The sequence below is a fragment of the Halobacteriovorax sp. RT-2-6 genome, from assembly GCF_047085025.1.
In the GTDB taxonomy this organism is placed as follows: Bacteria; Bdellovibrionota; Bacteriovoracia; order Bacteriovoracales; family Bacteriovoracaceae; genus Halobacteriovorax_A.
In genome coordinates, this window is the sequence record NZ_JBKIYH010000002.1 from 690,683 (window position 1) to 713,786 (window position 23,104).

Annotated in this window: 26 protein-coding genes; 10 read left to right on the top strand and 16 right to left on the bottom strand. The window is 34.9% G+C overall.

Annotated features, from left to right (window positions below; genetic code table 11):
* Positions 1-56 precede the first annotated feature (56 nt).
* From ACMAYS_RS11780 to ACMAYS_RS11790, 3 genes are read right to left on the bottom strand one after another with little or no spacing between them, the layout of a single operon-like run.
* Positions 57-902 carry an EamA family transporter gene (locus tag ACMAYS_RS11780; protein ID WP_412463366.1) on the bottom strand — a complete coding sequence of 282 codons (846 nt, stop codon included), beginning with the start codon at positions 900-902 and terminating at the stop codon, positions 57-59.
* A 16-nt stretch (positions 903-918) separates the two neighbouring features.
* Complete coding sequence (locus tag ACMAYS_RS11785) at positions 919-1,377, bottom strand: MepB family protein (RefSeq protein WP_412463473.1); 459 nt, start codon at positions 1,375-1,377, stop codon at positions 919-921.
* Positions 1,344-2,252 (bottom strand): LysR family transcriptional regulator, encoded by a 909-nt coding sequence (locus ACMAYS_RS11790; RefSeq protein ID WP_392993132.1) that lies wholly within the window; start codon positions 2,250-2,252, stop codon positions 1,344-1,346. Before ACMAYS_RS11790 ends, ACMAYS_RS11785 begins: the two co-directional genes overlap by 34 nt.
* 88 nt (positions 2,253-2,340) lie before the next feature.
* On the opposite strand from ACMAYS_RS11790, the gene ACMAYS_RS11795 reads away from it, so the two are divergent.
* Positions 2,341-3,561 (top strand): NAD(P)/FAD-dependent oxidoreductase, encoded by a 1,221-nt coding sequence (locus ACMAYS_RS11795; protein WP_412463367.1) that lies wholly within the window; start codon positions 2,341-2,343, stop codon positions 3,559-3,561.
* Here ACMAYS_RS11795 and ACMAYS_RS11800 read toward each other — a convergent pair.
* Positions 3,551-3,997 (bottom strand): YiiD C-terminal domain-containing protein, encoded by a 447-nt coding sequence (locus tag ACMAYS_RS11800; protein ID WP_392993137.1) that lies wholly within the window; start codon positions 3,995-3,997, stop codon positions 3,551-3,553. The two genes, ACMAYS_RS11795 and ACMAYS_RS11800, sit on opposite strands and share 11 nt — an antisense overlap.
* Positions 3,998-4,143: 146 nt before the next feature.
* Here ACMAYS_RS11800 and ACMAYS_RS11805 point away from each other — a divergent pair, with 146 nt between their 5' ends.
* Positions 4,144-4,773, top strand: coding sequence for a hypothetical protein (locus tag ACMAYS_RS11805; protein WP_392993139.1), 630 nt, complete (start codon positions 4,144-4,146; stop codon positions 4,771-4,773).
* A gap of 5 nt (positions 4,774-4,778) precedes the next feature.
* On the opposite strand, the gene ACMAYS_RS11810 is transcribed toward ACMAYS_RS11805, so the two are convergent.
* From ACMAYS_RS11810 to ACMAYS_RS11835, 6 genes are all read right to left on the bottom strand, one after another.
* The gene (locus ACMAYS_RS11810; protein WP_103217976.1) at positions 4,779-6,068 is read right to left on the bottom strand and encodes a DEAD/DEAH box helicase; all 1,290 of its coding nucleotides are present in this window, start codon (positions 6,066-6,068) and stop codon (positions 4,779-4,781) included.
* A gap of 149 nt (positions 6,069-6,217) precedes the next feature.
* Positions 6,218-6,670, bottom strand: coding sequence for a YaiI/YqxD family protein (locus tag ACMAYS_RS11815; RefSeq protein ID WP_103217996.1), 453 nt, complete (start codon positions 6,668-6,670; stop codon positions 6,218-6,220).
* A 14-nt stretch (positions 6,671-6,684) separates the two neighbouring features.
* The gene (gene dbpA, locus ACMAYS_RS11820; RefSeq protein ID WP_412463368.1) at positions 6,685-8,064 is read right to left on the bottom strand and encodes an ATP-dependent RNA helicase DbpA; all 1,380 of its coding nucleotides are present in this window, start codon (positions 8,062-8,064) and stop codon (positions 6,685-6,687) included.
* 92 nt (positions 8,065-8,156) lie between these two features.
* Positions 8,157-8,906 carry an arylamine N-acetyltransferase family protein gene (locus tag ACMAYS_RS11825; protein ID WP_412463369.1) on the bottom strand — a complete coding sequence of 250 codons (750 nt, stop codon included), beginning with the start codon at positions 8,904-8,906 and terminating at the stop codon, positions 8,157-8,159.
* Complete coding sequence (locus ACMAYS_RS11830; protein ID WP_158246866.1) at positions 8,890-9,360, bottom strand: DMT family transporter; 471 nt, start codon at positions 9,358-9,360, stop codon at positions 8,890-8,892. Before ACMAYS_RS11830 ends, ACMAYS_RS11825 begins: the two co-directional genes overlap by 17 nt.
* A 54-nt stretch (positions 9,361-9,414) precedes the next feature.
* On the bottom strand, positions 9,415-10,002 hold the full coding sequence (locus ACMAYS_RS11835; protein WP_392993151.1) for a Crp/Fnr family transcriptional regulator: 588 nt from the start codon (positions 10,000-10,002) through the stop codon (positions 9,415-9,417).
* Between the two features lie 256 nt (positions 10,003-10,258).
* On the opposite strand from ACMAYS_RS11835, the gene ACMAYS_RS11840 reads away from it, so the two are divergent.
* Positions 10,259-12,652, top strand: coding sequence for a methyl-accepting chemotaxis protein (locus tag ACMAYS_RS11840; protein WP_392993154.1), 2,394 nt, complete (start codon positions 10,259-10,261; stop codon positions 12,650-12,652).
* Between the two features lie 32 nt (positions 12,653-12,684).
* Here the strand turns inward: ACMAYS_RS11840 and ACMAYS_RS11845 are convergent, their stop codons facing one another.
* The 3 genes from ACMAYS_RS11845 to ACMAYS_RS11855 form a co-directional block, all read right to left on the bottom strand.
* Positions 12,685-13,209, bottom strand: coding sequence for a hypothetical protein (locus ACMAYS_RS11845; protein WP_392993156.1), 525 nt, complete (start codon positions 13,207-13,209; stop codon positions 12,685-12,687).
* 87 nt (positions 13,210-13,296) lie between these two features.
* A complete protein-coding gene (locus ACMAYS_RS11850; protein ID WP_412463370.1) occupies positions 13,297-14,040 on the bottom strand; it encodes a helix-turn-helix domain-containing protein in 744 nt (247 codons plus the stop codon).
* A gap of 133 nt (positions 14,041-14,173) precedes the next feature.
* On the bottom strand, positions 14,174-14,551 hold the full coding sequence (locus ACMAYS_RS11855) for a rhodanese-like domain-containing protein (RefSeq protein WP_392993161.1): 378 nt from the start codon (positions 14,549-14,551) through the stop codon (positions 14,174-14,176).
* Positions 14,552-14,660: 109 nt separating this feature from the next.
* Here ACMAYS_RS11855 and ACMAYS_RS11860 point away from each other — a divergent pair, with 109 nt between their 5' ends.
* From ACMAYS_RS11860 to ACMAYS_RS11880, 5 genes are all read left to right on the top strand, one after another.
* Positions 14,661-15,194, top strand: coding sequence for a hypothetical protein (locus tag ACMAYS_RS11860; RefSeq protein ID WP_412463371.1), 534 nt, complete (start codon positions 14,661-14,663; stop codon positions 15,192-15,194).
* A 71-nt stretch (positions 15,195-15,265) separates the two neighbouring features.
* Complete coding sequence (locus ACMAYS_RS11865; protein ID WP_412463372.1) at positions 15,266-16,237, top strand: cytochrome c peroxidase; 972 nt, start codon at positions 15,266-15,268, stop codon at positions 16,235-16,237.
* Positions 16,238-16,510: 273 nt separating this feature from the next.
* Positions 16,511-17,017, top strand: a complete 507-nt coding sequence (locus ACMAYS_RS11870; protein ID WP_392993165.1) for a hypothetical protein — start codon at positions 16,511-16,513, stop codon at positions 17,015-17,017.
* Between the two features lie 55 nt (positions 17,018-17,072).
* Entirely contained in the window at positions 17,073-17,936 is an 864-nt protein-coding gene (locus ACMAYS_RS11875; RefSeq protein WP_412463373.1) for a DUF4423 domain-containing protein, read from the top strand.
* Positions 17,937-17,945: 9 nt separating this feature from the next.
* Positions 17,946-18,896, top strand: coding sequence for a hypothetical protein (locus ACMAYS_RS11880; protein ID WP_412463374.1), 951 nt, complete (start codon positions 17,946-17,948; stop codon positions 18,894-18,896).
* On the opposite strand, the gene ACMAYS_RS11885 is transcribed toward ACMAYS_RS11880, so the two are convergent.
* Together ACMAYS_RS11885 and ACMAYS_RS11890 are read right to left on the bottom strand one after the other, a co-directional pair.
* Positions 18,893-19,945 carry a hypothetical protein gene (locus ACMAYS_RS11885; protein WP_392993174.1) on the bottom strand — a complete coding sequence of 351 codons (1,053 nt, stop codon included), beginning with the start codon at positions 19,943-19,945 and terminating at the stop codon, positions 18,893-18,895. The two genes, ACMAYS_RS11880 and ACMAYS_RS11885, sit on opposite strands and share 4 nt — an antisense overlap.
* A 6-nt stretch (positions 19,946-19,951) precedes the next feature.
* Complete coding sequence (locus tag ACMAYS_RS11890; RefSeq protein ID WP_392993176.1) at positions 19,952-20,230, bottom strand: hypothetical protein; 279 nt, start codon at positions 20,228-20,230, stop codon at positions 19,952-19,954.
* Positions 20,231-20,341: 111 nt separating this feature from the next.
* On the opposite strand from ACMAYS_RS11890, the gene ACMAYS_RS11895 reads away from it, so the two are divergent.
* Positions 20,342-21,142, top strand: a complete 801-nt coding sequence (locus ACMAYS_RS11895) for a TIGR02147 family protein (RefSeq protein ID WP_412463375.1) — start codon at positions 20,342-20,344, stop codon at positions 21,140-21,142.
* Positions 21,143-21,223: 81 nt separating this feature from the next.
* Positions 21,224-22,612: a class II fumarate hydratase gene (fumC, locus tag ACMAYS_RS11900; protein ID WP_412463474.1), complete on the top strand. Its 1,389-nt coding sequence runs from the start codon at positions 21,224-21,226 to the stop codon at positions 22,610-22,612.
* A gap of 6 nt (positions 22,613-22,618) precedes the next feature.
* Here the strand turns inward: fumC and ACMAYS_RS11905 are convergent, their stop codons facing one another.
* Positions 22,619-23,101 carry a hypothetical protein gene (locus tag ACMAYS_RS11905; RefSeq protein ID WP_392993181.1) on the bottom strand — a complete coding sequence of 161 codons (483 nt, stop codon included), beginning with the start codon at positions 23,099-23,101 and terminating at the stop codon, positions 22,619-22,621.
* Positions 23,102-23,104: the final 3 nt, after the last annotated feature.

Below are 23,104 nucleotides of genomic sequence, written 5' to 3' on the forward strand. Positions count from 1 at the left end.
ATTCTAGCATTTCAGTTTAGGACAAAAAAACTTAAATAATATTCACAACTCTTACATTAACAATCTTGAGTTCTCCTATTTTCAATCAAAATACCACAAATTATAATGAAAGCACCGAGTAGAAATGATGTCCATTGAATCTTTGCTCCCCAGAAGAAGACGTTAACAAGTATAGCTGCAGGGATAACTGCATTATTCATAACAGCGAGTTCTCCGTATGAAACTTGCTTAGAACCAGTATTCCAAAGATAGTAACACACACCAGATGCAATAAAGCCTAACCACAACAAGACTCCCCACTGCAAGGATGTAATTTGTGAAAGATTTGCGAAGGTTGATCTAGAGATTAAAACAAATGAGATTGGAATAAGGGCACCTAAAAAGAACAGTGCAAATTTTTGCATCTGATTTTGCTCAGAGATTATCTTGCGATAAAGAACCTGTCCTAGCCCAAAACAGATATTTGCTCCCTGAACAAGCAAGAAGCCAATAATATAATCATTTGAGATCTCACTCCACTTTATGATGGCCGCACCAAAAACAACTAAGAAAACACTGAAGAGCTGTCTTAAGATAAAGCGTCTCTCGATAATATTTCCAATAATTGAAATAATGAGAGGTGTTGAAATAGTAAAGAGTGCTACTTCTGACACTGATAGATACTTAAAAGAATTGTAATAAAAGAGGTACATCACTCCGATTTGCAATATTCCAATGAGCATTGTCTTAAGAGATTCTACTCTAAAAAGATTTCTAAAATTTAAAAATGGAACAAACACTAAGAATGCGAAAAAGAGTCTTAGAAATATGGCCAGATAGGTATCCATCTTACCAGCAATATATTGCCCTATTAGACTAAATGAAAATGCCCATAAAACAGTAACAAGTATTAATCTTTTCATTTGGCTATACTAGCTTCTAACGAATCCCTTGAAAAGTTCCATTAAAGAAATAATCGAGTTGCCATTTTTGTGAACTGATAGCCTGTTTACTAGTAGGTTGATCCCATTTGGGGTAAAGACGAAATCCACGCTTTCCTTCTTTATATTCACTAGAGAGAATACCTTTTTTCACTAGAGCATCTTTTGGAAATAAGAAGTAACCCTGTTCACTTTCTGTATCGCAAATAATCAAAACATAATCGAGAGGGTCATTTAAGTGGTATGGTATTGTTTTTCCACTTTCGTCTCTCTTCCACAATGTGACAAATTGGCCAATTTTCTTAGGTGTTACTTTGGAAGATCGTTGAATATAGTACTTTCCTTCATATATATATGAACAACCATTATATTCCTGCGCTTCCTCATGAATAATATATGAATCAAGTTTTTCACTTATCTTTTTTATGTCAATCTCTCCGATAAAAACTCTTCTAATACTTCTAGTTTCTTTGAACTAGAAGGTTTTCTAGAGGTTAAGAAAAATAGACTATGAGATGGAAGCTCCCAACTCTTAAATAATTCAATTAACTCACCTCTTTGTATTTGTTCATCTACTAAGTAACGAGGTACATTGAGAATCCCAACTCCTAACTCACAAGCCTTTATAAGAGACATTAAATTATTCGATTTATATGAGCCTTGTACTTGAATATGACTAATCTTTTGACCTTTCTTGAAGCTCCAAATAAAAGGGCTATCTCCTCTTAGATATAGCAAGCAGTTATGCCTGCTTAAAGATTCAAGGTTTGTTGGCTTTTTAAAATGATCAATATAGTAAGGGGAAGCACAAATAACACGGTCGATTTGTGTAACTCTTTTCATATAAAGATTTGAATCTTTTAATTGAAATGCCGTTCTAATACTTAAATCGATATTATGTTCAACAGGGTCAAGTACTCTATCTGTCAAAATCAAATCAATTTCAACATATGGATAATGAAGCTGAAATTCAGCAAAAATTGACGCCAAGAAGCTTTGACCGATTGTCGTTGGCGCAGTAATACGAATAACACCTTTAACTGAGTCAACAACTCCATGTAACTGCTCTTCTAGATTATTTAATTCCTCTAAAAGATTTTTAGACTTCTCAAGAGTGAGCATTCCCTCTTCGGTAAGAACAAAAGATCGAGTTGTTCTTTTAAATAGTACAACTCCGAGATAACTCTCTAATTTCTGAATCTCTTTAGTTATATTTGAAGCTGATGTTCCTAGAACTTTAGCTGCTTTTGCAAATGTTCCCTCTCTAGCAACCACAGTTGCCACCTGAAGGGCATATAAACGATCAAATGTAGTCTTCTCTATTATTTCCATATTAGAAATAAATTATTTCAAATTAGCTTTATTGTTTCAAGCGCAAAATTGAATTAAATTTAAAATGTACTAGAACAAGGGGGAAATCATGAAGAAAATAAAAGTGGTCATTATTGGAGCTGGCTTTGCAGGAATTGCCCTGGCAAAAGGTCTTGCTAATAAAGATTCTTTTGAAGTCGTGATACTAGACAAGAAAAATCATCATTTATTCCACCCTCTTCTTTACCAAGTAGCATCTGCATCCCTATCTCCAGGAGATATATCAATGCCAATACGTGAAATCTTATCTCATGCTAAAAATATCAAAGTACACATGCAGGAAGTTGTCTCAATTGATAAAGATCTAAAAGTTATAGAATGTAAAAGTGGTGATGAATATCAATACGACTACCTAGCTGTAGCAACAGGATCAAAACCTTTCTACTTTGGCAATGATGACTGGGAAAAGAGTGCCCCTGGCTTAAAGACTCTAACTGATGCTCTTAGTATTCGTGACCGTGTCCTTAACTCATTTGAAAAAGAAGAGATAAAGCTTAATCAAGAAGAAAAGAAGTTAAACATTGTTATTATTGGTGGTGGCCCAACTGGAGTAGAGCTTGCGGGGGCATTTGCAGAAGTTGCCTATAAAACTCTTGTTAACGAATATCACGACTTCGATCCAAAACTAACAAAGATATATCTAATTGAAGGTGGTCAACATATTCTCTCAAGCTATAGCCATCCAACTTCAGAAAAGGCCAAGAACTATCTCGAAAAGCTAGGTGTGATTGTTTTAACAGATGAAGTCGTTGAAGAAATTGGTGACGATTATATAAAAACTAAAAGCCAGAAAATTGAATCTAAGAATATCATATGGGCAGCAGGAAATCGCGCAACAAAGTTAATTTCAAAGCTTGGTGTTGAACAAGACAGAATGGGACGTGCAATAGTAGAAAAAGACTTAAGTTTAAAAGATTTTCCCGAAATTTTCATTTTAGGAGATGCAGCTAACTTCCAGTCATTAGACGGTAGCCCACTTCCCTCTCTTGCACCAGTTGCGGCCCAACAAGGAAAGCATCTTGCCAAGCAACTACTAAAAAATAAGCGCTTTGCCTTCAAATACCTTGATAAAGGATCGATGGCAACAGTAGGTAAATACAAAGCTGTACTAGAATGGAAAGGTGTTAAGCTAGCAGGTCCAATTGCATGGCTTGCGTGGAGTCTTGTCCATATCTTCTTCTTAATCAACTTTAGAAATAAGGTTATGGTCTTTATGCAATGGGCGTGGTCGCTTCTTTCTAATAAGAGAAGAATTCGTATTATAAAGTAGCAACAAAGCGTCCTTTAAAGCTCGCTCTAACACTGTCTCCTACCATAATCTTTGAATGAACATTTAAGCGGCCGACTTTGCGTCGCTTAAGTGATTGTATGAAACTATTTACTGAAGCTTCATCAATTTCTGCAATGGCCTCAAAGTCAGAATCCACGGGCATAAGATAATCAATCTCACTATTTTGGATAACGAGAGACTTGAAATCAATATTATGAACTTTCATCGTATGATGAGTTAAGAGGTAGCAAGAAAGAATTGCTAGTGTATTAATACTTCCACCAAATGCAGTTCCTTCATAATTAATATTCTTACTTAAAGGAGCTTTTAGTACGATTTTCTGATCTTCTACAGTCTTAATTTCAAGCTTCATTCCTGAGACGACTGGAATCGACTCCAGTAAATCACGCTTGTATTGCTCGGAAATCTTTTTCATATCAATAACCTCCAACTCTCAATTCATAGTATAACCATATGAAATCACGTCTGTCTAATCTTAGAACAGGCACTCATTTTTTCATATTTTCACCATCAAACTAACTAATTAGTTAAGATGATCAAAATAATTTAAGAGGACGACATATGAAGAAATTGATAATGCCACTAAGTATCTTACTATCTCTCTCTGCCCTATCGAGCACTGAAAATATTAGTGATATGCGATTTAACATCAAACCAAACATGATGCAGGCACAAGAAGATTCATATTCTAGAATGGCCAGAGAGTATGTAGAGCTTTCTGAAAAGTACAAAGATATAGTTATTGGAGACAGTGAACAATCAACTCGAGCTGCCTCAATCTTTTTTGAAAAATATATAAAGAATAATGAAGAAAGACCCCAAGATTTTAAAGTCCTAGGACTAAGTCGTGAATCGGCCCTTTTCTTATCAAATTCTAAGTCTGACTACTTTATCGAAAATGATGATCCTTGTAGTGCTTTACATAACCAAGGAGATATTTCAAATAAATGGTGTCATGCAGGCTTTTCTAAAGTTGCTTACGCTGTAGCGAAAGAAAATGGACTTGGAGAATTTCTTTCACAAGGTGCGGGTTTACTCGTCTTTGTTATTAAGGAATTCGGTGATAAGAATTATGATTTCTCAGATATTAATACTGCCCCAATTGGCGGGAAAATCGGTCAAAACACAGAAGTCTACACCACTTTTATGCTAGATGGTGCGACTTACTTTGAGTTTTTAACGCGTTTTTAGTGTTCTTAAAGAGACGATGATTTAGACTTTTGTTTTGCTCTTCTTCGCCTAGCGCTTCTTTGCTTATTGTTATTATCTTTAGAAGATTTTGCTCTAAGCCTAGGCGTCCTAGGAGCTCTAGGCGCCTCTTGTGAGTCAGGTTGCCCCGCAACTCCATGAAAAGCATGATTCGTGTCGACAGGAATTTTGTAGTTAATCGTTTTTTCAATATCGTTTAATAGCTTTGTTTCTGTATCGTCGCAAAAAGAGATAGCAATCCCTTCTCTTCCAGCACGAGCAGTTCTCCCAATACGATGTACATAACTCTTAGGATCATCAGGAAGATTATAATTAATAACATGAGTGATATGGGAAACATCAATTCCACGAGCCGCAATATCAGTAGCAACAAGCACCCTAACAGTTCCCTTTCTAAAACCACCCAAGGCCTTCTCTCGTGCCCCCTGAGACTTATTGCCATGTATTGCAGCGGCCGTAATTCCAACTTGATCCAGATGCTTAACCACACGATTAGCGCCATGCTTAGTTTTAGTAAAAACAAGCACATGCTCAATTGTAGTATCCTCTAAAATATTCTTTAAAAGCTTCGGCTTATTTGTTCTATGAACAAGATTTATCTTTTGATCAATTTTTTCAACTGTTGTCGACTCAGGTGTCACTTCAACTTTCTTAGGCTTAACAAGCAATTTCTTAGAAAGGTTCACAATATCCTGAGGCATTGTGGCCGAAAATAAGAGAGTTTGTCTTTTTTCAGGGAGTTTAGCAATGATCTTGTTAACGTCTCTAATGAAGCCCATATCTAGCATACGATCGGCTTCATCAAGAACAAAAGTTTCTAGTTGTTCAAAACGAACGTGGCCATCACCCATTAGATCTAGAAGTCTGCCTGGTGTTGCAACGATAATATCCATTCCACGTGACAGTTTCTGAACTTGAGGCCTAGGACTAACACCTCCAAAGATAACTGCGGATGAAATCCCCAATCCTTTAGAGTATTCTTTTATATTCTCTTCTATCTGCGATGCTAATTCTCTTGTCGGAGTTAAGATTAGACACCTCATACGAGCTGGTTTTGTTTTTATTTTTTTAATTTTTAAATTATTTAAAATAGGAAGAGAGAATGCAGCAGTCTTTCCAGTTCCCGTTTGAGCAATCCCTAAGATATCTCCACCATCTAATAGGTGTGGAATTGAATTTGCTTGAATCGGCGTTGGTGCTGTATAACCTTTCTTTTTTAATGCAGAAAGAATTTCAGGTAATAGATTTAAAGAATCAAAAGATTTGACTGAAGACATAATAAATATCCTTGCTTAAAAAGCGCTAGTGCCATTGCTTAATCCAAATACTAGCAAAGGCGAATATTTAAAATGTATCTAGATCAACCCTCTTCATCTCCCGAATAGAGATACAAGTCAACCTTTATAATCCCCTCTGTAAACTATATTTACTTAAACCCCTTCTTAGAAAGGATTTTATTTAACGAGTTCGCGAAATTTGCCTTATCCTTAGTACTAAATGCATCAGGTCCCCCTGTAATAAGACCACCATCTCTAAGCTCTTTCATGAAGTCACGCATAGACAAACGTTCTCCGACATTTTCTTCATCATAAAGCTCTCCTCTAGGATTTATAGCAAGAGTTCCATTTTTTACGACCTCTGCAGCTAAAGGAATATCTGCTGTAATAACGAGATCATTAATTTTAGCGTTGTCAGCGATATACATATCAGCAACATCCGCACCGCTATCAACTTTTATAAAAGTAATAAGTTCATGAAGAGGAATATTCATATAAGAGTTTGCGACAAGAACTAATGGAATTTGTAGACGAATAGATGTTTTGAATAAAACCTCTTTTATAACTTTAGGACAGGCATCAGCATCGACCCAAATCTTCATCAGCTCTTTATTCATCATAGAATTCCTAACTTAAATTTTCTTTTTTTAATTTTTCCATTTCGAAGACTTTCAACGACATGCTTTATATGCTCAGCTTTTACAGCAACATAACTCATATTCTTAGTCACCGAAATATCACCAATTTCTTTCGAATCAATTCCAGACTCACCGACGATTGCCCCAACAATATCACCAGGTCTTAGTTTATCTCTTTTCCCTGCATGAATATAGATTGTCGCCATAAGTGGTCTAATATTGTACTCAGTGCTTTCACTAAAATTAGATGGATCAATAATTTCATAATCTCGTGACTGATACTCTTTTATGTTCTCTAAATTATCAATCTCTTGTTCAACAAAGAAACTAACGGCCCTTCCTTCATTTCCAGCTCGTCCAGTACGTCCTATGCGATGAACATAAACCTCAGGATCATTAGAGAGATCATAATTAACAACAAGATCAAGATCTTTAATGTCAATCCCTCTGGCCGCGACATCAGTTGCAGCAACTCCAGAAAGACTTTTATTTGAAAACATCGTTAAAACAGCGGTTCTTTCATTTTGGTCCAGATCACCATGAATTGACTCGACGGCCACACCGGCTTTATAAAGCCCATCAGCAACAACATCAGTTATTCTCTTTGTCTTACAAAAAACGATAAAGCGCTTAGACTGATACTTTCCAAGAACTCTAAAAAGCATATCCATTTTATCTTTATGGGAACCCAGTTGAATAAACTCTTCTTTGATATTTGTTTCTTCATGAACAACATCAACACTAAGTCTAATAGCATCGTTTTGAAGTTTTTTACTTAAATCTTCGATGTCTTCAGGAAATGTTGCCGAAAAAAGTAAAGTCTGTCTTTGCTTTGGAACAAATGCTGAAATTCTCGAGATATCTTCATAAAAGCCCATATCAAGCATACGGTCAGCTTCATCAAGAACATAATTTTTAACAAAATCAAGAACGAGAATTTTTCTTTTTAAAAGCTTCAATACTCTTCCCGGTGTTCCTACCACAATATGGGCACCATGAGATAGAGACTTCTCTTGTTGATACTCTGATCTTCCACCAGTTATTGTTAATACTTTCATGTTAGAAATTGCTCGAGCGAGTTTCCTTAGCTCCATTGCAACTTGTTCTGCTAATTCTCTTGTTGGACATAAAATTAAACATTGTGGTCTTGTTTGTTTAACATCAATAGTATTTAAGACACCAAGTCCAAATGCTACAGTTTTCCCGCTACCTGTTTTAGCTTGAGCAATTATATCCTTGCCTTCAAGAATGATTGGTAAAGACTTTTCCTGAATAGGTGTCATATTCTCAAACTTTAAATCTTTGAGATTGCTTTTTAATCTGCTATCTATCTTTAAATTAGTGAAGCTATTGCTCATATAGTTTATTTCTCTTTTATTATATTTATTAAGTCATTAGTCTCTTTTTATAAGCTTCCCGTCAACCTAAACAATTTAAGCATACTAGCTTATTAAAAATTGCTCACAATATCGAATAGATAAGAGCATTCTTCTTTTGTAAAATTAACGTTAAATGAATCACTAATTAGCTTATATAACTCCTCTGCTGAGTTTATATCAATACTTTTACGTTCATTTTCATAGATTTCAGAATAGATGAGATTATTGATAAATCTTGTTCCATTTTCGATTTGTTGAGACAAGATGAGAGATGTCGTAAATTTTGAATCATCATGAGTATTTGTATAGTAATTTGCGACCTTAAAATCAGCATCGTTATAATTAGCAAGGTTAAATTGATAGAGAGAAAAGAACCCATCCTCCTTTTTAATTTCTAATTGATAATCAACATCATTAATTTTAGAAACTCGATAAGTTCGCTTATTGAAGCTTTCTACTTCCTGACCAGTTAAAGGGATTACTGCTCCAGGTGTATATGGTCCAAATCCTACATCCACTAAGTATAACTTATCATCATGTGTTATGACTGTAGCCTGATGAGATCTCGGCTTATCATCAGGTGTATCACCGTAAACAACACGACCTAAAACTCTTTTCACCTCAAGGCCATTCTTTTTTAATTTTGTGTAGAAGTATTGATTATTTTCAAAACAATAACCTCCACGCTTTCTCACAATAAGTTTGTTTTCTAAACTCTCATCATCAAGTTTTAAAATTTCTCTATCACTGATTAAAATATCAATGTTGTTAAATGTGTTATTTAGAAGAAACTCTTTAATTTCATTATTTAACTGTTTCATTAATTGCACTCCAATTGATAAAATATACACCTATAAATAAGAAGGCTACGCCAAGAATTTTGTAACGATTTATTTCAATTACAGGTAAGTCAAAAAAACCGAAATGAGAAACAATCATTCCAGCAATAATTTGTCCTGTAATTATACCACTTAATACTTTTGAAACCCCTAAAATTGGCATTAACCAATAAACGAGAGTTAGACCCACAATACTCAGAATACTTCCAGCTCCCCAAAGGTAGAGAGGAACCTCTTTTATAACTTCTAGGCTTGGTATTTTTAGACGTGTACTTAGAAATATGAACATCATAAAAACAGCACTAAAGAAGTAAAGCACAAACGATGAAAAGAAGGGATTATGCGTATACTTAGAAAGTTGCCCATTAAGACTACTTTGTAAAAGGATAAGACATCCCGAAAGAATTGATAATAATACTAAAGCTAAATTTGTCATGCCCCTAATATATAAAAATAGAGGTAACATTTCCTTTACATATGTTGAGAAGAATCAATTAATTGTTTTTCTGATTCGACTCAACTGGGTTGGTGTAATGCCTAGCTTGGAAGCCAAATGATAGAGAGGGACTCGTTTCGCCAATAGAGGATTTTCTGCGATAAAGGAAAGATAGCGCTCCTTTGCTTCCCCATCCAATAAAGATATCTCAACGGGCTCTTTTTCCTTTACCCAGTGTTTTTCTAAATATTTTATGTGATACCACTTTAGGTCTTCATACTTCTCAAGTAGTTCACGATACTTAGAATGATCTATTTCAACTAGAGTTGAATCCTCAAGTGTTTCGATACATATCTCAGAAGGAGTCCTATCAAGTGTTGCAACGACAGCAGATGGAAACCTGCCTTCATCAAAGAAGTTCTTATTGATCTCCTTCGCTGCCTCATCTTGTCCCATGGAATAGGCCCTAACAAGCCCTTTGTAGACAAAATAAAACTTTGTTGGAATATCGCCGAAGTCGACTAAAACAGTCCCCTTTTTAAAAGACTTTATTCGCAATGCTTGTTGAAGCTCTCCCCAACAATCGTTCGATAACTCATGATACGAATCCATCACACTCTTCAAATAACTTAAAGCTTCCATAGTTTGTCCTCTATCTCCAACTCGTATCACGAGTAACATAATTGCCTATCTTAATAATTTTTAATTAGGTTTTTTTTATAATTAAAATCAGCTATTTTATTCAAAAAATCTTTAACTAACTGTTATCAAAAGACTCCCACGAGTTCAATAAAGTTTATCTATAAAAAAAATATCAATATTTACTATAAAGTTATTTAGAAAGTTTTCGATAACTCAGTTAACAATTTTATTTTAGCGTAATGAAAAAGGATAGTTAATGAGTATAAGTAAATTTTCCCTTAATAAAAAACTAGTTCTCGGTTTCTTATTGGCCGGGCTCATCCCTTCATTAACAATTACTTTTGTTGTCTTAAGTAATGTCGATAAGACACTACATGAGAATGCAGAAAATATGTTAGTTTCGATCCGCGAGGGAAGAAGTTTTCAACTAGAAGAGCTTTACAAAACAATGGCCGGACAGGCATCTGCATTGGCACAAAATATTTCAACGATTGATGCTGCTAGGAAGTTCAAAAGTTCATTTCAATCATTTGAAATAGAGACGAGAACAGACTTTAATGCTGCAAAATCCTCATTAACATCTTTTTATGCAAATGAGTTTGGGCAACAATACAATAAAACAAATATTGGAAAAGAGTTTGATAAGACTAGTGAAATTATCAGAGAACTGAGCAAAAATGAATTACTTCTTCAAAATGCTTTCATCAGTTCAAATAATAATCCTCTTGGTTCAAAGGATGCACTTATTTCTCTTAATGATGGAACAAGCTATTCAAAAACACACGAAAGATATCACCAGGCATTTCGTACTTACTTAAATAAGTTTGGCTACTACGATATTTTCTTAATTGATGCGGGAAAGGGTGAAGTTGTTTATTCAGTATATAAAGAAGCTGACTTCGCAACAAATCTAAAAGTTGGTCCTTACTCTGACTCAGGATTAGCAGAAGCATACAATTTAGCAATGAATGCGACATCAAAAGATGAAGTATTCTTTACTGATATCAAAAAGTATTACCCAAGTTATGAATCTCCTGCTCAATTTATTTCGGCACCTATTTTTGAAAATAACAAACTTAGCGCAGTACTTGTATTCCAAGTTCCAGTTGCAAAGATTAATCAAATCTTAACAAGCGGTGAAAAGTGGAAAGAGCAAGGACAAGGTGATACTGGAGAAACTTATATAATCGGTAAAGATAAGATTATGAGAAGTATCTCTAGAACAATAGTAGAAGATGAAGCTAGCTTTTTTAAGACAATGCACGAAGTTGGATTAAGTAAAGAAGCTATCGATTATATGAAGTCTAAGAAGACTTCAGCGCTTGCAACTAAGATTGATACACTTGGAGCAGATCATGCAATTGCAGGAAAGTCTGGTGCAGAAATCTTTAAAGACTATAGAGATGTAAATGTAATTAGTGCATATAAACCTTTAAACATAAATGGTCTAAACTGGTATATCTTAAGTGAAATGGATGAAGATGAAGCTTTATCTTCACTCTACACTGTAAGAAAAGTTATCATGACTTTAATTACAATTTCAGGGATTGCAATTCTACTACTTGCCCTGACTTTTGCTAAAACAATTTCTAATAGCCTTGTTAAGCTTGCTGAGGGGTTAAAAATTGGAGCACACAATGTACTTAACTCTGCCAATGCCTTAGCTCAAAGTTCATCTGATCTTTCATCAGCAACAGAGCAACAAGCGGCCAGCTTACAAGAGACTTCGGCTTCAATTACAGAGATCTCTGCAATGGTTGATAGAAACTCAGAGAATGCTAATACAACTTCAGACCTATCAGAAAAAAGTCAGGAAAAGGCTCAAGAAGGTAAAAGATATGTAAGTAGCGTAAAACATAAAATCGAAGATATTCATAAGAATAACGAAGTTCTGATCAAGAGTGTTGAAGAAAACAATGTTGAAATTCAAAATATCACTAAAGTGATTGATGAAATTTCAGAAAAAACAAAAGTTATCAACGATATCGTGTTCCAAACAAAGCTTCTATCTTTCAACGCTTCGGTTGAAGCGGCCAGAGCTGGGGAACATGGAAAAGGTTTTGCTGTCGTAGCCGAAGAAGTTGGTGCTCTTGCAGCAATGAGTGGTACAGCAGCACAAGAAATTACAGAACTACTAGATAGAAGTATTGGGCAAGTACACCGTACAGTTGAAAGCTCTAAGTCTAAAATGTCTGGCATTATCGAGCATGGTAAGAAGTCAGTAGATGAAAGTTTAGTTGAAATCAAAACATGTGATTCTGTTCTAAGTGAAATCCTAGAAAGCTTCAATGAAGTAAATAGTTCAGTTAGACAGATTGCAGCTTCTTCAACAGAGCAATCTGCTGGTGTTAACGAAATTACAACTGCTGTTCAACAACTTGATGCGGTTACTCAACAGAATACTTCTGTTGCCCACACATCATCTTCAAAAGCAGCAGAACTGAAAGAACAGTCAAACGATCTTTCAAGAATTGTTCAAGATATTCAAATGATCGTATTTGGTGAGAATGAAACTGGAGCAAGCACTATGACAGCGTCAAAAGTAACTCCATCAGTAATTAAAATGCCATTTTCTAAGAAAAAGAATTTGGAACTGATTGACTCTGACTCAATAAGTTCAGATGATTCAAGATTCAAAGATGCTATATAAGAAAGGCGCCACGTAAGTGGCGTTTTTTTTTATTAAGACTCAAATTTTACATTGATATTTATTTTTGAAGCATCCTTAGGCTCAAGTATTAGATAGCGATCATCTTCACCAACAACTCTCCCCTCGACTTTTAAATTTTTATCATCTTTTTTCTTTAAAGAAGTAATCACTTTCAAAATATCAGAATTGAAATTATTTTGAATAATAACATGATCTTCTTTTACTTCAACAACGAGAGACTTCTCTACTTTTATAACACTCTCTTTTCCATCTACAAGTATCTTTCCATTATCAATATTTACCAATTCATCTTTACCATCAACATCGACAATACCAGCAACTTTAACTTTTTCATCCTTACCGTCAACCGCTATAAAGTCCCCTAGGATATTCACTTTTTGCTCTTTTTCATTAACTTTAATTGCTCCCCAGAAAAGAGAAAGTGTAACCTTACCATCGTCATCTTTTGAATACTTAAAAGAAGAAAATACAGCTATCCCCAGAACAACAAGGCAAATAATTGCAATTATGCCAATAGTATTTAAAAAACCACTCATACTCACTCCTCAAAGATTTCTATAAACTTATTGAGATATAGCAACCTTGAAATTAAATAACATTAGTTAACTTTAATCTTGAATTATTTACTTAGTGAATACGTAATCCGTTGCTCTAAAGTCAGAGGCCATATAAGTCATGAAAGTAATATTTTCAAGATTCTCTTTATCATACAGCAGCTCTTCTCTCTTTGACCTCTTAGCAAATTCCGATTGCACATCATCCAGGGCCTTAAGATAGTCTAATACTGATTCCTTCTTTAGATAAAAACTTCCCCTAGAAGCATGTGACGTCTTTTGTTCCATTTGAAATTGTTCTTGAGCATACTCGAAGAATGCACGATCAATATTGAAGCTGACTAGAGCACCTAACTTCGCAGAGATATTGATATCACTCCATTTAAACAGGAGTTTTACGCGATCCTTTTCTCCTAATTCAATAAGATTAACCTTATCTAAATCTCTTAGCATTGAAAGACATTCATTCTTATCGAGTCGATGTTTTGAAGCTATTTTCTTCCAATCGCCATCGACAGAAAGCAACTCTGTAAAGAAGTGATAGATAATTGGTTTCTTTAAGAATAGAGCTTCTTGTTTATCATTGATTTTTAAAGTTGGTTCTTTTGAATTCTGAGCAATGGCAAAGAGATCTCCTAGATCAATATTAATAACATCACAAATTTGATCTAACTTACTTATAGAACAATCCTGACTTGCCATAAGCTTCTTAAGGCCAGACTCTGACATATCGATTCGGGCCGCCAGATCCTTATAATTAACCTTACGAACCTTCATTACTTCTTTTAGTGCAACAAATACGTCATTTCTCATTTCATTCTCCTTGCTATTAAGTTAATGAAGAGAAAGTAGTTCAAGCGAGAACTATTTTAAATACTTATCACAATAGTACCAATATATGGTACTTCAATAGTATTTTAGGGTAAATATTATCGATTTTCGGCCATTATCTTCGCTGTAGAATGCGGGATAATGCATGTACACCACCAGCATTGACTACATTCTTAAAGCCGAGTCTTTGAAGGTGTAATTTGGCCATTGCACTTCTTCCACCTGAAGCGCAGTAAACAATGACAGACTTGTTCTTATCAAGCTTTTCATAGTCAGAGGCTAGTCGATCAATTGGAATATTTACTGAGTTAGGAATTGAAAATGAGAGAAACTCACCTTCACTACGAACATCGACTAGTTGATAATCATTAGAATTCAATATTTTTTCGACCTCCTTTTTGGACTTGAAAAAGCGATATACTCGCCACAAGACAAAAGCAGAGATAATAATAAAAACCATATTGTGTCGTATAAATTGAATAAGTTCTTGCATATAAAATATCCTATTCCACTATCTTGAAGAATTATTTGATGTAGGTCAAATATCATTTAATAATTTGGAGGTATGATTAGTGAATTATAAATAAAAAAAGGAATAATATATGAAATCAATCACATCACTTCTTTCAATAATCATTACGGCAATTTTCTTAACAGCTTGCTCAACTTCTAATAATTCGACAAGCGAGCCACTTGTAATGAATTATGAAGAGGCCAAGGTTGTTGGAAATCTAGCAATTGCTCCGCAACCGACGAAAATGACTCTTAGTAAAATCAAAAAAGATGGTTATGAAATGGTAATAAACCTAAGAGGAGAAGATGAATTTAAAGGATATAACGAAGAGGCAACGGCAAAAATGCTAAATCTTCAATACCATCGAATCCCATTCTTTAATAAGAAGAGCGAAATTGATGCTAACTCACTTTATCAAATATCAAAACTTATCGATGCTAATAAAGACAAAAAGATCTATATTCACTGCTCAAGCGGAAATCGTGCAGCAGCTTGGTATCTAACTCACCTCTACCAGTATGAAGGAATGACTAAACAAGAAGCAACAGAACTTGCTCGCAGAACAGGACTAACAAAAGCACCTCTTGAAAACAAGGTTCTTAAATATCTAAATGAGAAATAATTCCTATTTTAGATTTTAATAAATCTTATATAATAAGTAGATAACGCTATATTTTTAAAGAGGGAGAAGACATGAAAAAGTGTATGCTTTTAGGTATGTTCGTACTTGCTGTAAGCTGTAACAAGCAAGAGGTTAAACAATTTGATGATAAAGGATTACTTACTGAAATCGATGGAGTTCTAGCTCCACTACCAGCTTCTCTAATTGATACAAAATCAAATAAGGATCTTATTCATCTAGGTAAGACACTTTACTTTGAAAAGAAGTTATCAATTAATGACACCATCTCTTGTAATTCATGCCACAAGCTAGATCAATTTGGTGTTGATAACCTACCAACATCACCAGGTCACGATGGAACTCTTGGTGGACGTAACTCTCCTACTGTTTATAATGCAGCTTTAAACTTCCTACAGTTTTGGGATGGTAGAGCGAAAGATGTTGAAGAGCAGGCACTTGGCCCTATTTTAAATCCAGTTGAGCATGGTCTTGCACAAGCATCAGATGCGATGAAAAAAATCGATACACAAGAGTACCGCGAGCTTTTTGAAAGAGCATTTGGAAATAAAGAAGCTTTCAACTTTAATAATATTGGTGTTGCAATTGGTGCTTTTGAAAAAACACTATTAACACCAAGTCGCTATGATGAGTACTTAAATGGAGATCATTCAGCTCTTAGCTACCAAGAAAAAGTTGGTTTAAAAAAGTTTAACGAGATTGGATGTACAACATGTCATGATGGTGCCAACGTTGGTGGTGGAATGTTCCAAAAACTAGGACTTGCTGAAGAGTATCCGACTAAAGATGAAGGTCGTTTTGAAGTAACTAAGAATGAAGATGATAAGTTCTTCTTCAAGGTACCTACTCTAAGAAATATCACAAAGACAGCTCCGTATTTTCACGATGGAAGCGTAAAGACTCTTGATGAGGCCATCACTATTATGGCCAAGCACCAATTAGGTGTAGAGATCTCTGCTGAAGACAGAGAAAGTATCAAGGCCTTCCTTGGGTCACTTGAAGCTAAAGCTTTACCTAAAATGTAATTGAATAGGGCGTGAGAAATCACGCCTTTATTTTATTTCCATATGTAGAAAGAACGAAATCTTTACTATTTTAACTTGCCTGAATAATCCACAACTTAACTCCTTAGACTCAAGATTCAACTATCTCTTTGCACAACAAGATTCACATCTTGTGAAAACATAGTTTGCTTTATCGTGAAATTTTATTTACATACTTTTATCTGCTACATATTTTTAGTTTAGATTCAAAATCACATGATTCAACTGAATCAAACTAACTATAGGGAGAATTAAATGAAAAAACTAATCACGTTTATTGCCGCACTATTCGTAACAACATCAGTATTCGCTGGTATGCCTAATGAGAATGATTCATGGGAAACAATCAAAGACAACTTTATGAAAGTTACTTTTAATGAGCCAGCACTAAACCTAGATAATGGTGGAGCAATCTCAGTATTCTTTGGTTGTATTGATGGCGACACAATTAGAACAAAGAAAATGCTTAAGAGATGTGTTGAGTGGCAACACCGTGGTGGCGATAGAGATAGTATCTGTACAGCATATACTAGCTTCTACGGAAGAGCAGAGATCGTTACAGAAAGAGAAAGATGTGTAAGATGGTCACTCCAAGGAAGAAGAGATGGACGTGATATCTGTCTAGAATATGAAACTTATTCATATACTCACCCACTTTCATATGACATCGATGTACACAAAACACTTCACGGTAGAAGACATGATAATAAACTGGGTAGAAAACTATTTACTAAAAACTACACAATTGAAGCTTGTGAATAATTTTAAAAAATCTAAAGGCCCTTATTAAAAGGGCCTTTCTTTGATTAGGGCGAAGATGGAAGAAGTACAAAAAATTGAAGATCCAAAAGTTTCAATTTTCGACTTTGAAAATTATTGTGACTTCCTCATTAAGGCAGGGATGCCAGATGGCCTCTACTCTCATACATCCAATAATCTTAAAACATGGGCAAATCGACTTGGTTATCGATCGCCAAGTTCCTTAACAATGGTCATTAAGGGACAAAGATCCCCTAGCCTCGAAATGATTAATGCTCTTAGTGAAGATTTGGGAATGAATATGAAAGAGAAGCAATATTTCATGCTTCTTGTTCAGCTAGAAAAAGCACAAAAGAAAAATAAAGATACAAAAGAGATTCTAGAAAAAATTGCGATAATCAATCCAAGAGGAAAAGCAATCGCTCTTAGCCTCAAAGAGTTTAATGCAATTAGTGACTGGTATTTTTTGGCAATAAAGCAACTTATATCAATGCCGTCATTTATAGAAGACGAAGAATGGATCTATCATAAGCTCAGGAAGAAACCGACAATCAATCAAATCAAGTACGCTATTGAGACAATGCTTGAAACCAAGACAATTGGTAGGAATGAGAATGGCCGCCTGATAGTACAAAAAGAAGGTCTTATTACAACCAATGATGTGCCTAGCTCAGCAATTAAGCGACATCACTACGGTATGATAAATCGTGCTCTAGAAGCAATCGAAGAACAACCAGTAGAAGAGCGTCAAATTACATCAGTCACAATGAAAGTTAAACAAAGCGATGTATCTGAAGCAAAAAAATTTATATTTGATTTTATAAAAGACTTCAATGAGAAATTTTCAACAAATGAAGCAGATAATCTCTACCAATTAAATACTCAATTCTTTGCCCATACTGGGGAAGTCGTTAAGCACTAGGAAAAAATAATGAAAAGTTACTTAATTTTATCAGTAATACTATTTTCAAATTATATATTTTCAAAAGAACTTGAAAGGCTAAGCCCTTCTCAAAGTTATATCTTAACGAAGAATTTTAATAAAAAATCAAAACCTATCATGGATGCACTAGGCTCTGGAGATATCGTTGGTAATGGATCAGGACTTATCGAACAAAACTTCAGTTTTGCCTACCACAATCTTCAAAGAGCAATCTTTAATTGCCTCTCAAATAAATACGAGTGCCAAATCGACGCCCTAGAAGAAGCAATTTTAAGAGAGATCAATCAGTTATTTATTAATAAGATCTATATGAAAAGACCTCTAATTTTTGTTAGTAAGAAATATGCTGGAGAATTCTTTCATAATAGTGTTGATATGACGGCACGTATTGCTAAAACGGGATTCAGTCAACAAAGTCATATATTTATAAATCTTGAAGAGTCAGAAATTATAGCTAATGACATTCCTGCCATGATTAGTATTCTAATCCACGAATTAGGACACCAGATTGGGATTATTAGTCATAGCTACCTAGATCAACTAGGTACTAAGGTAAGAAATCAATGGGATTCGAATTGGCAATCATTTGAAATAAAGGTCGATGAACTTCCCCTTACACTACGACTATTTTCAAATGCAAAAAGTTTTATAAGCTCAAACTTAAGTTACAGCTACAATGGAAAAGTTGAACGTTTAGATAATCTTATCTACAAGCAATTATCTTGTGGAGATGAAGAAGTTGTTTATGGATTTAATTTAAATAATGGTCACTGGCAAAGGCCAAATTTTCATGGGACAAAGTCAATTTTTAGAATGAACTTTTGGCTAGATACCTATTGTGAGAATCCAACTAATCAAATGAGAATTAAGCAAAATGACTTATCAATTGAATTCACCTTCAAAGATGGAGAGATTCAAGCAAAGGTTTTAATATTCTAAAAAGGATCAATCCCTTCACCATCAATAACAGAAATATTGTAGTTAATACTAGGGGTTCCATCTGATATTGAAGCACTTAAAGAGAAAGTCGAATTCGAATTAGGAGCTTTCAAATCTCCTTCTACTGTACAGACTCCAGTAAATGCACCTTCAAATCCGTAGATCTGTTTCTTTAAACAAGTTAAAGTATTTGTCTCAAGATTAATATTGTGGCTTCGTTGAATTTTGTCTTTCTCAATTAAAATTTGTGCAACTAAACCGTTTTCAACGGCCTGTTTTTCACACGACTTTTCATTTATCGTTAACTTCTTATTATGAACACTAATATTTGCTTTCCCATCATGGATACTAACAGAATCTATTTTTATATATTTTTCACCAGCGTATGCAGCAACAGGAATACTTGAATTCAATATGAATTTATAATCACCACATTTTGCTAAGTAACTTTTAAAAGTAATTCCAGGCACTCGCTCGATGATTTTATTAGAGATTATATAATTATCGTCATTAACTCCACTTGCTCTAAGAAGCTCATGAAGAACTAGCCATTTTACATTATCGTTTCTTTCGATATAGTTAATCCAAACTTCTTCATTTAAAGATATCTGACCTTCACTTGCAAAGGCATCAACAATAGAGCCGGTATTATCAATTAACTTTTTTGAAGTAACTTTAATATATTTGACATCAATGACTTCCTTTAAGCTATTTAGAGAAACAAGATCCTTAATCAATTTGGGATGTTTTTTTAGTTCATTGAGAATTTCATTAGCTTCAGAAATAAAGTAGTGGCGAATATTGTCACCACCACCACTGCTTCCGACACCAAGTCGTTGAGTTTGAATTTTATAATTCTGATAAAAATCTTTCTTAATCTCCTTAGGAACTTCTAAAGACGGTATACACTTTACCTGCTCCGCTAACGCAGATTGAACTAAGAATAAAGATGTTACTAAAAATAGACCTTTCATCATATCTCCAAATTTATCACCTTCTAAGTGATACTCATGACTTTTTGAAATAATTACGTTCATTGTCTGTGTCATAGACAATTACTCTTCACATTGAAGCGTATACACATTGTAAGAAGACGCTCTTACGGAAATCATAAAGTCACAACTAGAGTTAGGGGCCCTAAGATCGCCTTGAACAAGACAGTGTCCAAACTCAGACCCAGAGAAACATTCAAGAGTTGTTGAGTCCAAATTAATTGAAAATTCTTGCTCAATTAATTGCTGATCTAATAGAACTCGTGACTTTAAATCTGAAGAGCTAGTTGCAGCGACAGAGAGTGAAATTAAAGAAATTAATAGATAAGTTACTGTTTTCATTTATGCCTCCATTGATATTTATTATTGTGAAGGCTTTATATCTAAATAAATGACACGACTCTATATAAAAGTTATAACTTTATTACTAATTATGTTATAAAATACTAACATATGAATATTTATGATTTTACCGATTACAGAGAATACTTAAGAGAATGTCTTGGCCCAAAGTCTAAGAACTTTACGAGGAAGTCTCTAAGCGACGAGCTTAATTGCCAGCTCTCCTTTATCAATCAGGTACTCACATTTCGCTCTCACTTATCTTTAGAGCATGCAATTAAAACCTCAAATTATATCCAATTAACAGATGAGGAGAAAGACTATTTTCTTCTTATGGTTCAAAAAGATCGTGCCGGTAGTGTAGAGCTTGAGAGATATTTTCTAGAAAAAATTAATGACATACAAAATAAACGTAAAGAAATTACGAATCGAATAAAGGCCTCTAATACACTAACTACTGAAGATCAAATGAAGTACTACTCAAGCTGGTACTATGTTGCAATTCATATCTTAACAGCACTTCCTGCATTTAATGGGGCTCAAGAGATAGCGACTCATTTAAAGTTAAATATCAAAGTCGTTAAAGATGCACTTGATTTTCTTATCGATAAAAATTTTGTCACGATAGATTCTCATGGAAAACTTGCCATTGGCAGTACGAGAATCCATCTTCCCCAAGGCTCTGACATGCTTCCACGCCATCATGTTAACTGGCGCCAAAAGGCCATGGAGTCAGTCGATCATGTCGGAGAAAATGATCTTCATTATTCAAGCTTACTTGGTATATCACGAAAAGATCTACCAGTGCTAAAAGAGAAAGTTTTAAAACTACTTGAAGAATTTGAAGTTGTTCTAAACGAAACGGGAGAAGAAATCCCTGTTGTCTTCACATTAGACCTTTTTGAGTTATAAAAGTTCCATACTTAACCTTTCTTAAGGTATGGCCGGCCATGCTTCTGTACTAAAATCTTAACAATAACAGAAGGGATTGTGATGGACTTTAGAATTGAAACAGATAGTAATGGAGAAATAAAAGTTGAGTCTTCTCGCTACTGGGGAGCACAAACTCAACGTTCATTAGAGAACTTTAAGATTGGTAAAGATCACTTTACACGAGAAATGATACGAGCATTTGGAATCCTTAAAAAAGGTGCCGCTCTTGCGAACCAAGAACTCGGTAAACTTTCAAAAGAAAAAGCGACTCTTATAATACAGGCAGCGGATGAAGTCATTGCAGGCAAACTCGATGAACACTTCCCTCTGGTTGTTTGGCAAACCGGCTCTGGCACTCAGACAAATATGAACACCAATGAAGTTATTTCAAATCGCGCAATTGAAATTAGTGGAGGTACCATGGGCACTAAATCTCCAATTCACCCCAATGATGATGTCAACAAGTCACAGTCATCAAATGACACCTTCCCTACGGCCATGCATATTGCAGCAATTGAGCAAATCGAAGAACGATTAATTCCATCACTCAATCGCTTAATTAAGACCTTCGAAATTAAATCTGAAGATTTTCAAGACATCGTAAAAATTGGAAGAACACACTTAATGGATGCAACTCCACTTACTTTAGGACAAGAGTTTTCTGGTTACACAGCTCAGCTTAAAGGAGCAAAGAAAGATATACTTCATTCTATCGAAAATTTAAGAGAGCTTGCTCTAGGTGGAACGGCCGTTGGAACAGGATTAAATACACATCCTGATTACGCTAAACTTGTAGCACAAAAAATCACTATAATATCAGGTAAGAAATTTGTGACGGCCCCAAATAAATTCTCATCCCTTGCAGCACATGATGCTATTGTTGCAGGTTCTGGTGCCATGAGAAGACTTGCAACGGCTTTAATGAAAATTGCAAATGATATTAGGTGGCTTGCCAGTGGTCCGCGCTGTGGGATTGGAGAAATTTCAATTCCATCTAATGAGCCTGGTTCATCTATCATGCCAGGAAAAGTAAACCCCACACAATGTGAGGCGCTAACAATGGTATGCGTACAAGTCCTAGGGAATGATGCTGCAATCGGCTTTGCTGGATCTCAAGGAAATTTTGAGCTTAATGTTTATAAACCAGTTATGATTCATAACTTTCTCCATTCACTTACATTACTTGCTGATTCAATGGATTCTTTTAATGAAAATTGCGCAATTGGAATTGAACCAAACTATGAAAATATTGAGAAACATCTAAGTAATTCTCTAATGCTTGTGACGGCTTTAAACCAACATATTGGTTATGATAACGCTGCCAAGGTTGCAAAGAATGCACATGAAAAAGGATTTACTCTTAAGGAATCAGCAATTGAATTAGGGCTTTTAAGTGCTGATGATTTTGATAAATTTGTTGTGCCATCTAAGATGACACAACCTTTATAAAAAATACTACTGTTTATTATAGTGATAAATTGGTGAACCACCGGCTTCACGACATGTCTTGTAGTTTGTGAAAGTGTCTTTAACACTTAGGACAAGCTTTCCGTCGTTATATTCATAATCAAAGATTGATCCATTTGATTCAACACCAAAGTGTTGCTTCTTTAAAATACCTTCCCAAACACCAAGGTTACATTTAACTTTAGTCATTTCAAGTCCACCTTGATACTGACCTGGGCCAACATATTTAAAGTCACCCGAGTTAACTTGAGTACAATTTAGTAAGTACGGTGCCCACTTCGCACTTTTTGCAACTGCTGTCATTTCAGCTTTCTCTTCTTCAACTTTAAGTGTCACATTATATCTCATAAAGGCACCACCAAGCTTTAATGTCTCCCCTGTCGTACACTCAATACGATCAAGAAGATATGTCCCTTGAGGGATTGTTGCAAATACTGATGTTGCCATTAAAAAGGCTAAAATTGTTTTCATTAG

Excerpts from the sequence above, each read along its gene's own strand:
- ACMAYS_RS11805 (WP_392993139.1), top strand. The coding sequence starts at position 4,144 with ATGAAGAAATTGATAATGCCACTAAGTATCTTACTATCTCTCTCTGCC.
- dbpA (WP_412463368.1), bottom strand. The coding sequence starts at position 8,064 with ATGAGCAATAGCTTCACTAATTTAAAGATAGATAGCAGATTAAAAAGC.
- ACMAYS_RS11795 (WP_412463367.1), top strand. The coding sequence starts at position 2,341 with ATGAAGAAAATAAAAGTGGTCATTATTGGAGCTGGCTTTGCAGGAATT.
- ACMAYS_RS11885 (WP_392993174.1), bottom strand. The coding sequence starts at position 19,945 with ATGACACAGACAATGAACGTAATTATTTCAAAAAGTCATGAGTATCAC.
- ACMAYS_RS11880 (WP_412463374.1), top strand. The coding sequence starts at position 17,946 with ATGAAAAGTTACTTAATTTTATCAGTAATACTATTTTCAAATTATATA.
- ACMAYS_RS11845 (WP_392993156.1), bottom strand. The coding sequence starts at position 13,209 with ATGAGTGGTTTTTTAAATACTATTGGCATAATTGCAATTATTTGCCTT.
- ACMAYS_RS11895 (WP_412463375.1), top strand. The coding sequence starts at position 20,342 with ATGAATATTTATGATTTTACCGATTACAGAGAATACTTAAGAGAATGT.
- ACMAYS_RS11850 (WP_412463370.1), bottom strand. The coding sequence starts at position 14,040 with ATGAGAAATGACGTATTTGTTGCACTAAAAGAAGTAATGAAGGTTCGT.
- ACMAYS_RS11870 (WP_392993165.1), top strand. The coding sequence starts at position 16,511 with ATGAAAAAACTAATCACGTTTATTGCCGCACTATTCGTAACAACATCA.
- ACMAYS_RS11890 (WP_392993176.1), bottom strand. The coding sequence starts at position 20,230 with ATGAAAACAGTAACTTATCTATTAATTTCTTTAATTTCACTCTCTGTC.
- ACMAYS_RS11840 (WP_392993154.1), top strand. The coding sequence starts at position 10,259 with ATGAGTATAAGTAAATTTTCCCTTAATAAAAAACTAGTTCTCGGTTTC.
- ACMAYS_RS11800 (WP_392993137.1), bottom strand. The coding sequence starts at position 3,997 with ATGAAAAAGATTTCCGAGCAATACAAGCGTGATTTACTGGAGTCGATT.
- ACMAYS_RS11855 (WP_392993161.1), bottom strand. The coding sequence starts at position 14,551 with ATGCAAGAACTTATTCAATTTATACGACACAATATGGTTTTTATTATT.
- ACMAYS_RS11780 (WP_412463366.1), bottom strand. The coding sequence starts at position 902 with ATGAAAAGATTAATACTTGTTACTGTTTTATGGGCATTTTCATTTAGT.
- ACMAYS_RS11825 (WP_412463369.1), bottom strand. The coding sequence starts at position 8,906 with ATGAAACAGTTAAATAATGAAATTAAAGAGTTTCTTCTAAATAACACA.
- fumC (WP_412463474.1), top strand. The coding sequence starts at position 21,224 with ATGGACTTTAGAATTGAAACAGATAGTAATGGAGAAATAAAAGTTGAG.
- ACMAYS_RS11905 (WP_392993181.1), bottom strand. The coding sequence starts at position 23,101 with ATGAAAACAATTTTAGCCTTTTTAATGGCAACATCAGTATTTGCAACA.
- ACMAYS_RS11830 (WP_158246866.1), bottom strand. The coding sequence starts at position 9,360 with ATGACAAATTTAGCTTTAGTATTATTATCAATTCTTTCGGGATGTCTT.
- ACMAYS_RS11790 (WP_392993132.1), bottom strand. The coding sequence starts at position 2,252 with ATGGAAATAATAGAGAAGACTACATTTGATCGTTTATATGCCCTTCAG.
- ACMAYS_RS11875 (WP_412463373.1), top strand. The coding sequence starts at position 17,073 with ATGGAAGAAGTACAAAAAATTGAAGATCCAAAAGTTTCAATTTTCGAC.
- ACMAYS_RS11860 (WP_412463371.1), top strand. The coding sequence starts at position 14,661 with ATGAAATCAATCACATCACTTCTTTCAATAATCATTACGGCAATTTTC.
- ACMAYS_RS11810 (WP_103217976.1), bottom strand. The coding sequence starts at position 6,068 with ATGTCTTCAGTCAAATCTTTTGATTCTTTAAATCTATTACCTGAAATT.
- ACMAYS_RS11835 (WP_392993151.1), bottom strand. The coding sequence starts at position 10,002 with ATGGAAGCTTTAAGTTATTTGAAGAGTGTGATGGATTCGTATCATGAG.
- ACMAYS_RS11815 (WP_103217996.1), bottom strand. The coding sequence starts at position 6,670 with ATGAAGATTTGGGTCGATGCTGATGCCTGTCCTAAAGTTATAAAAGAG.
- ACMAYS_RS11865 (WP_412463372.1), top strand. The coding sequence starts at position 15,266 with ATGAAAAAGTGTATGCTTTTAGGTATGTTCGTACTTGCTGTAAGCTGT.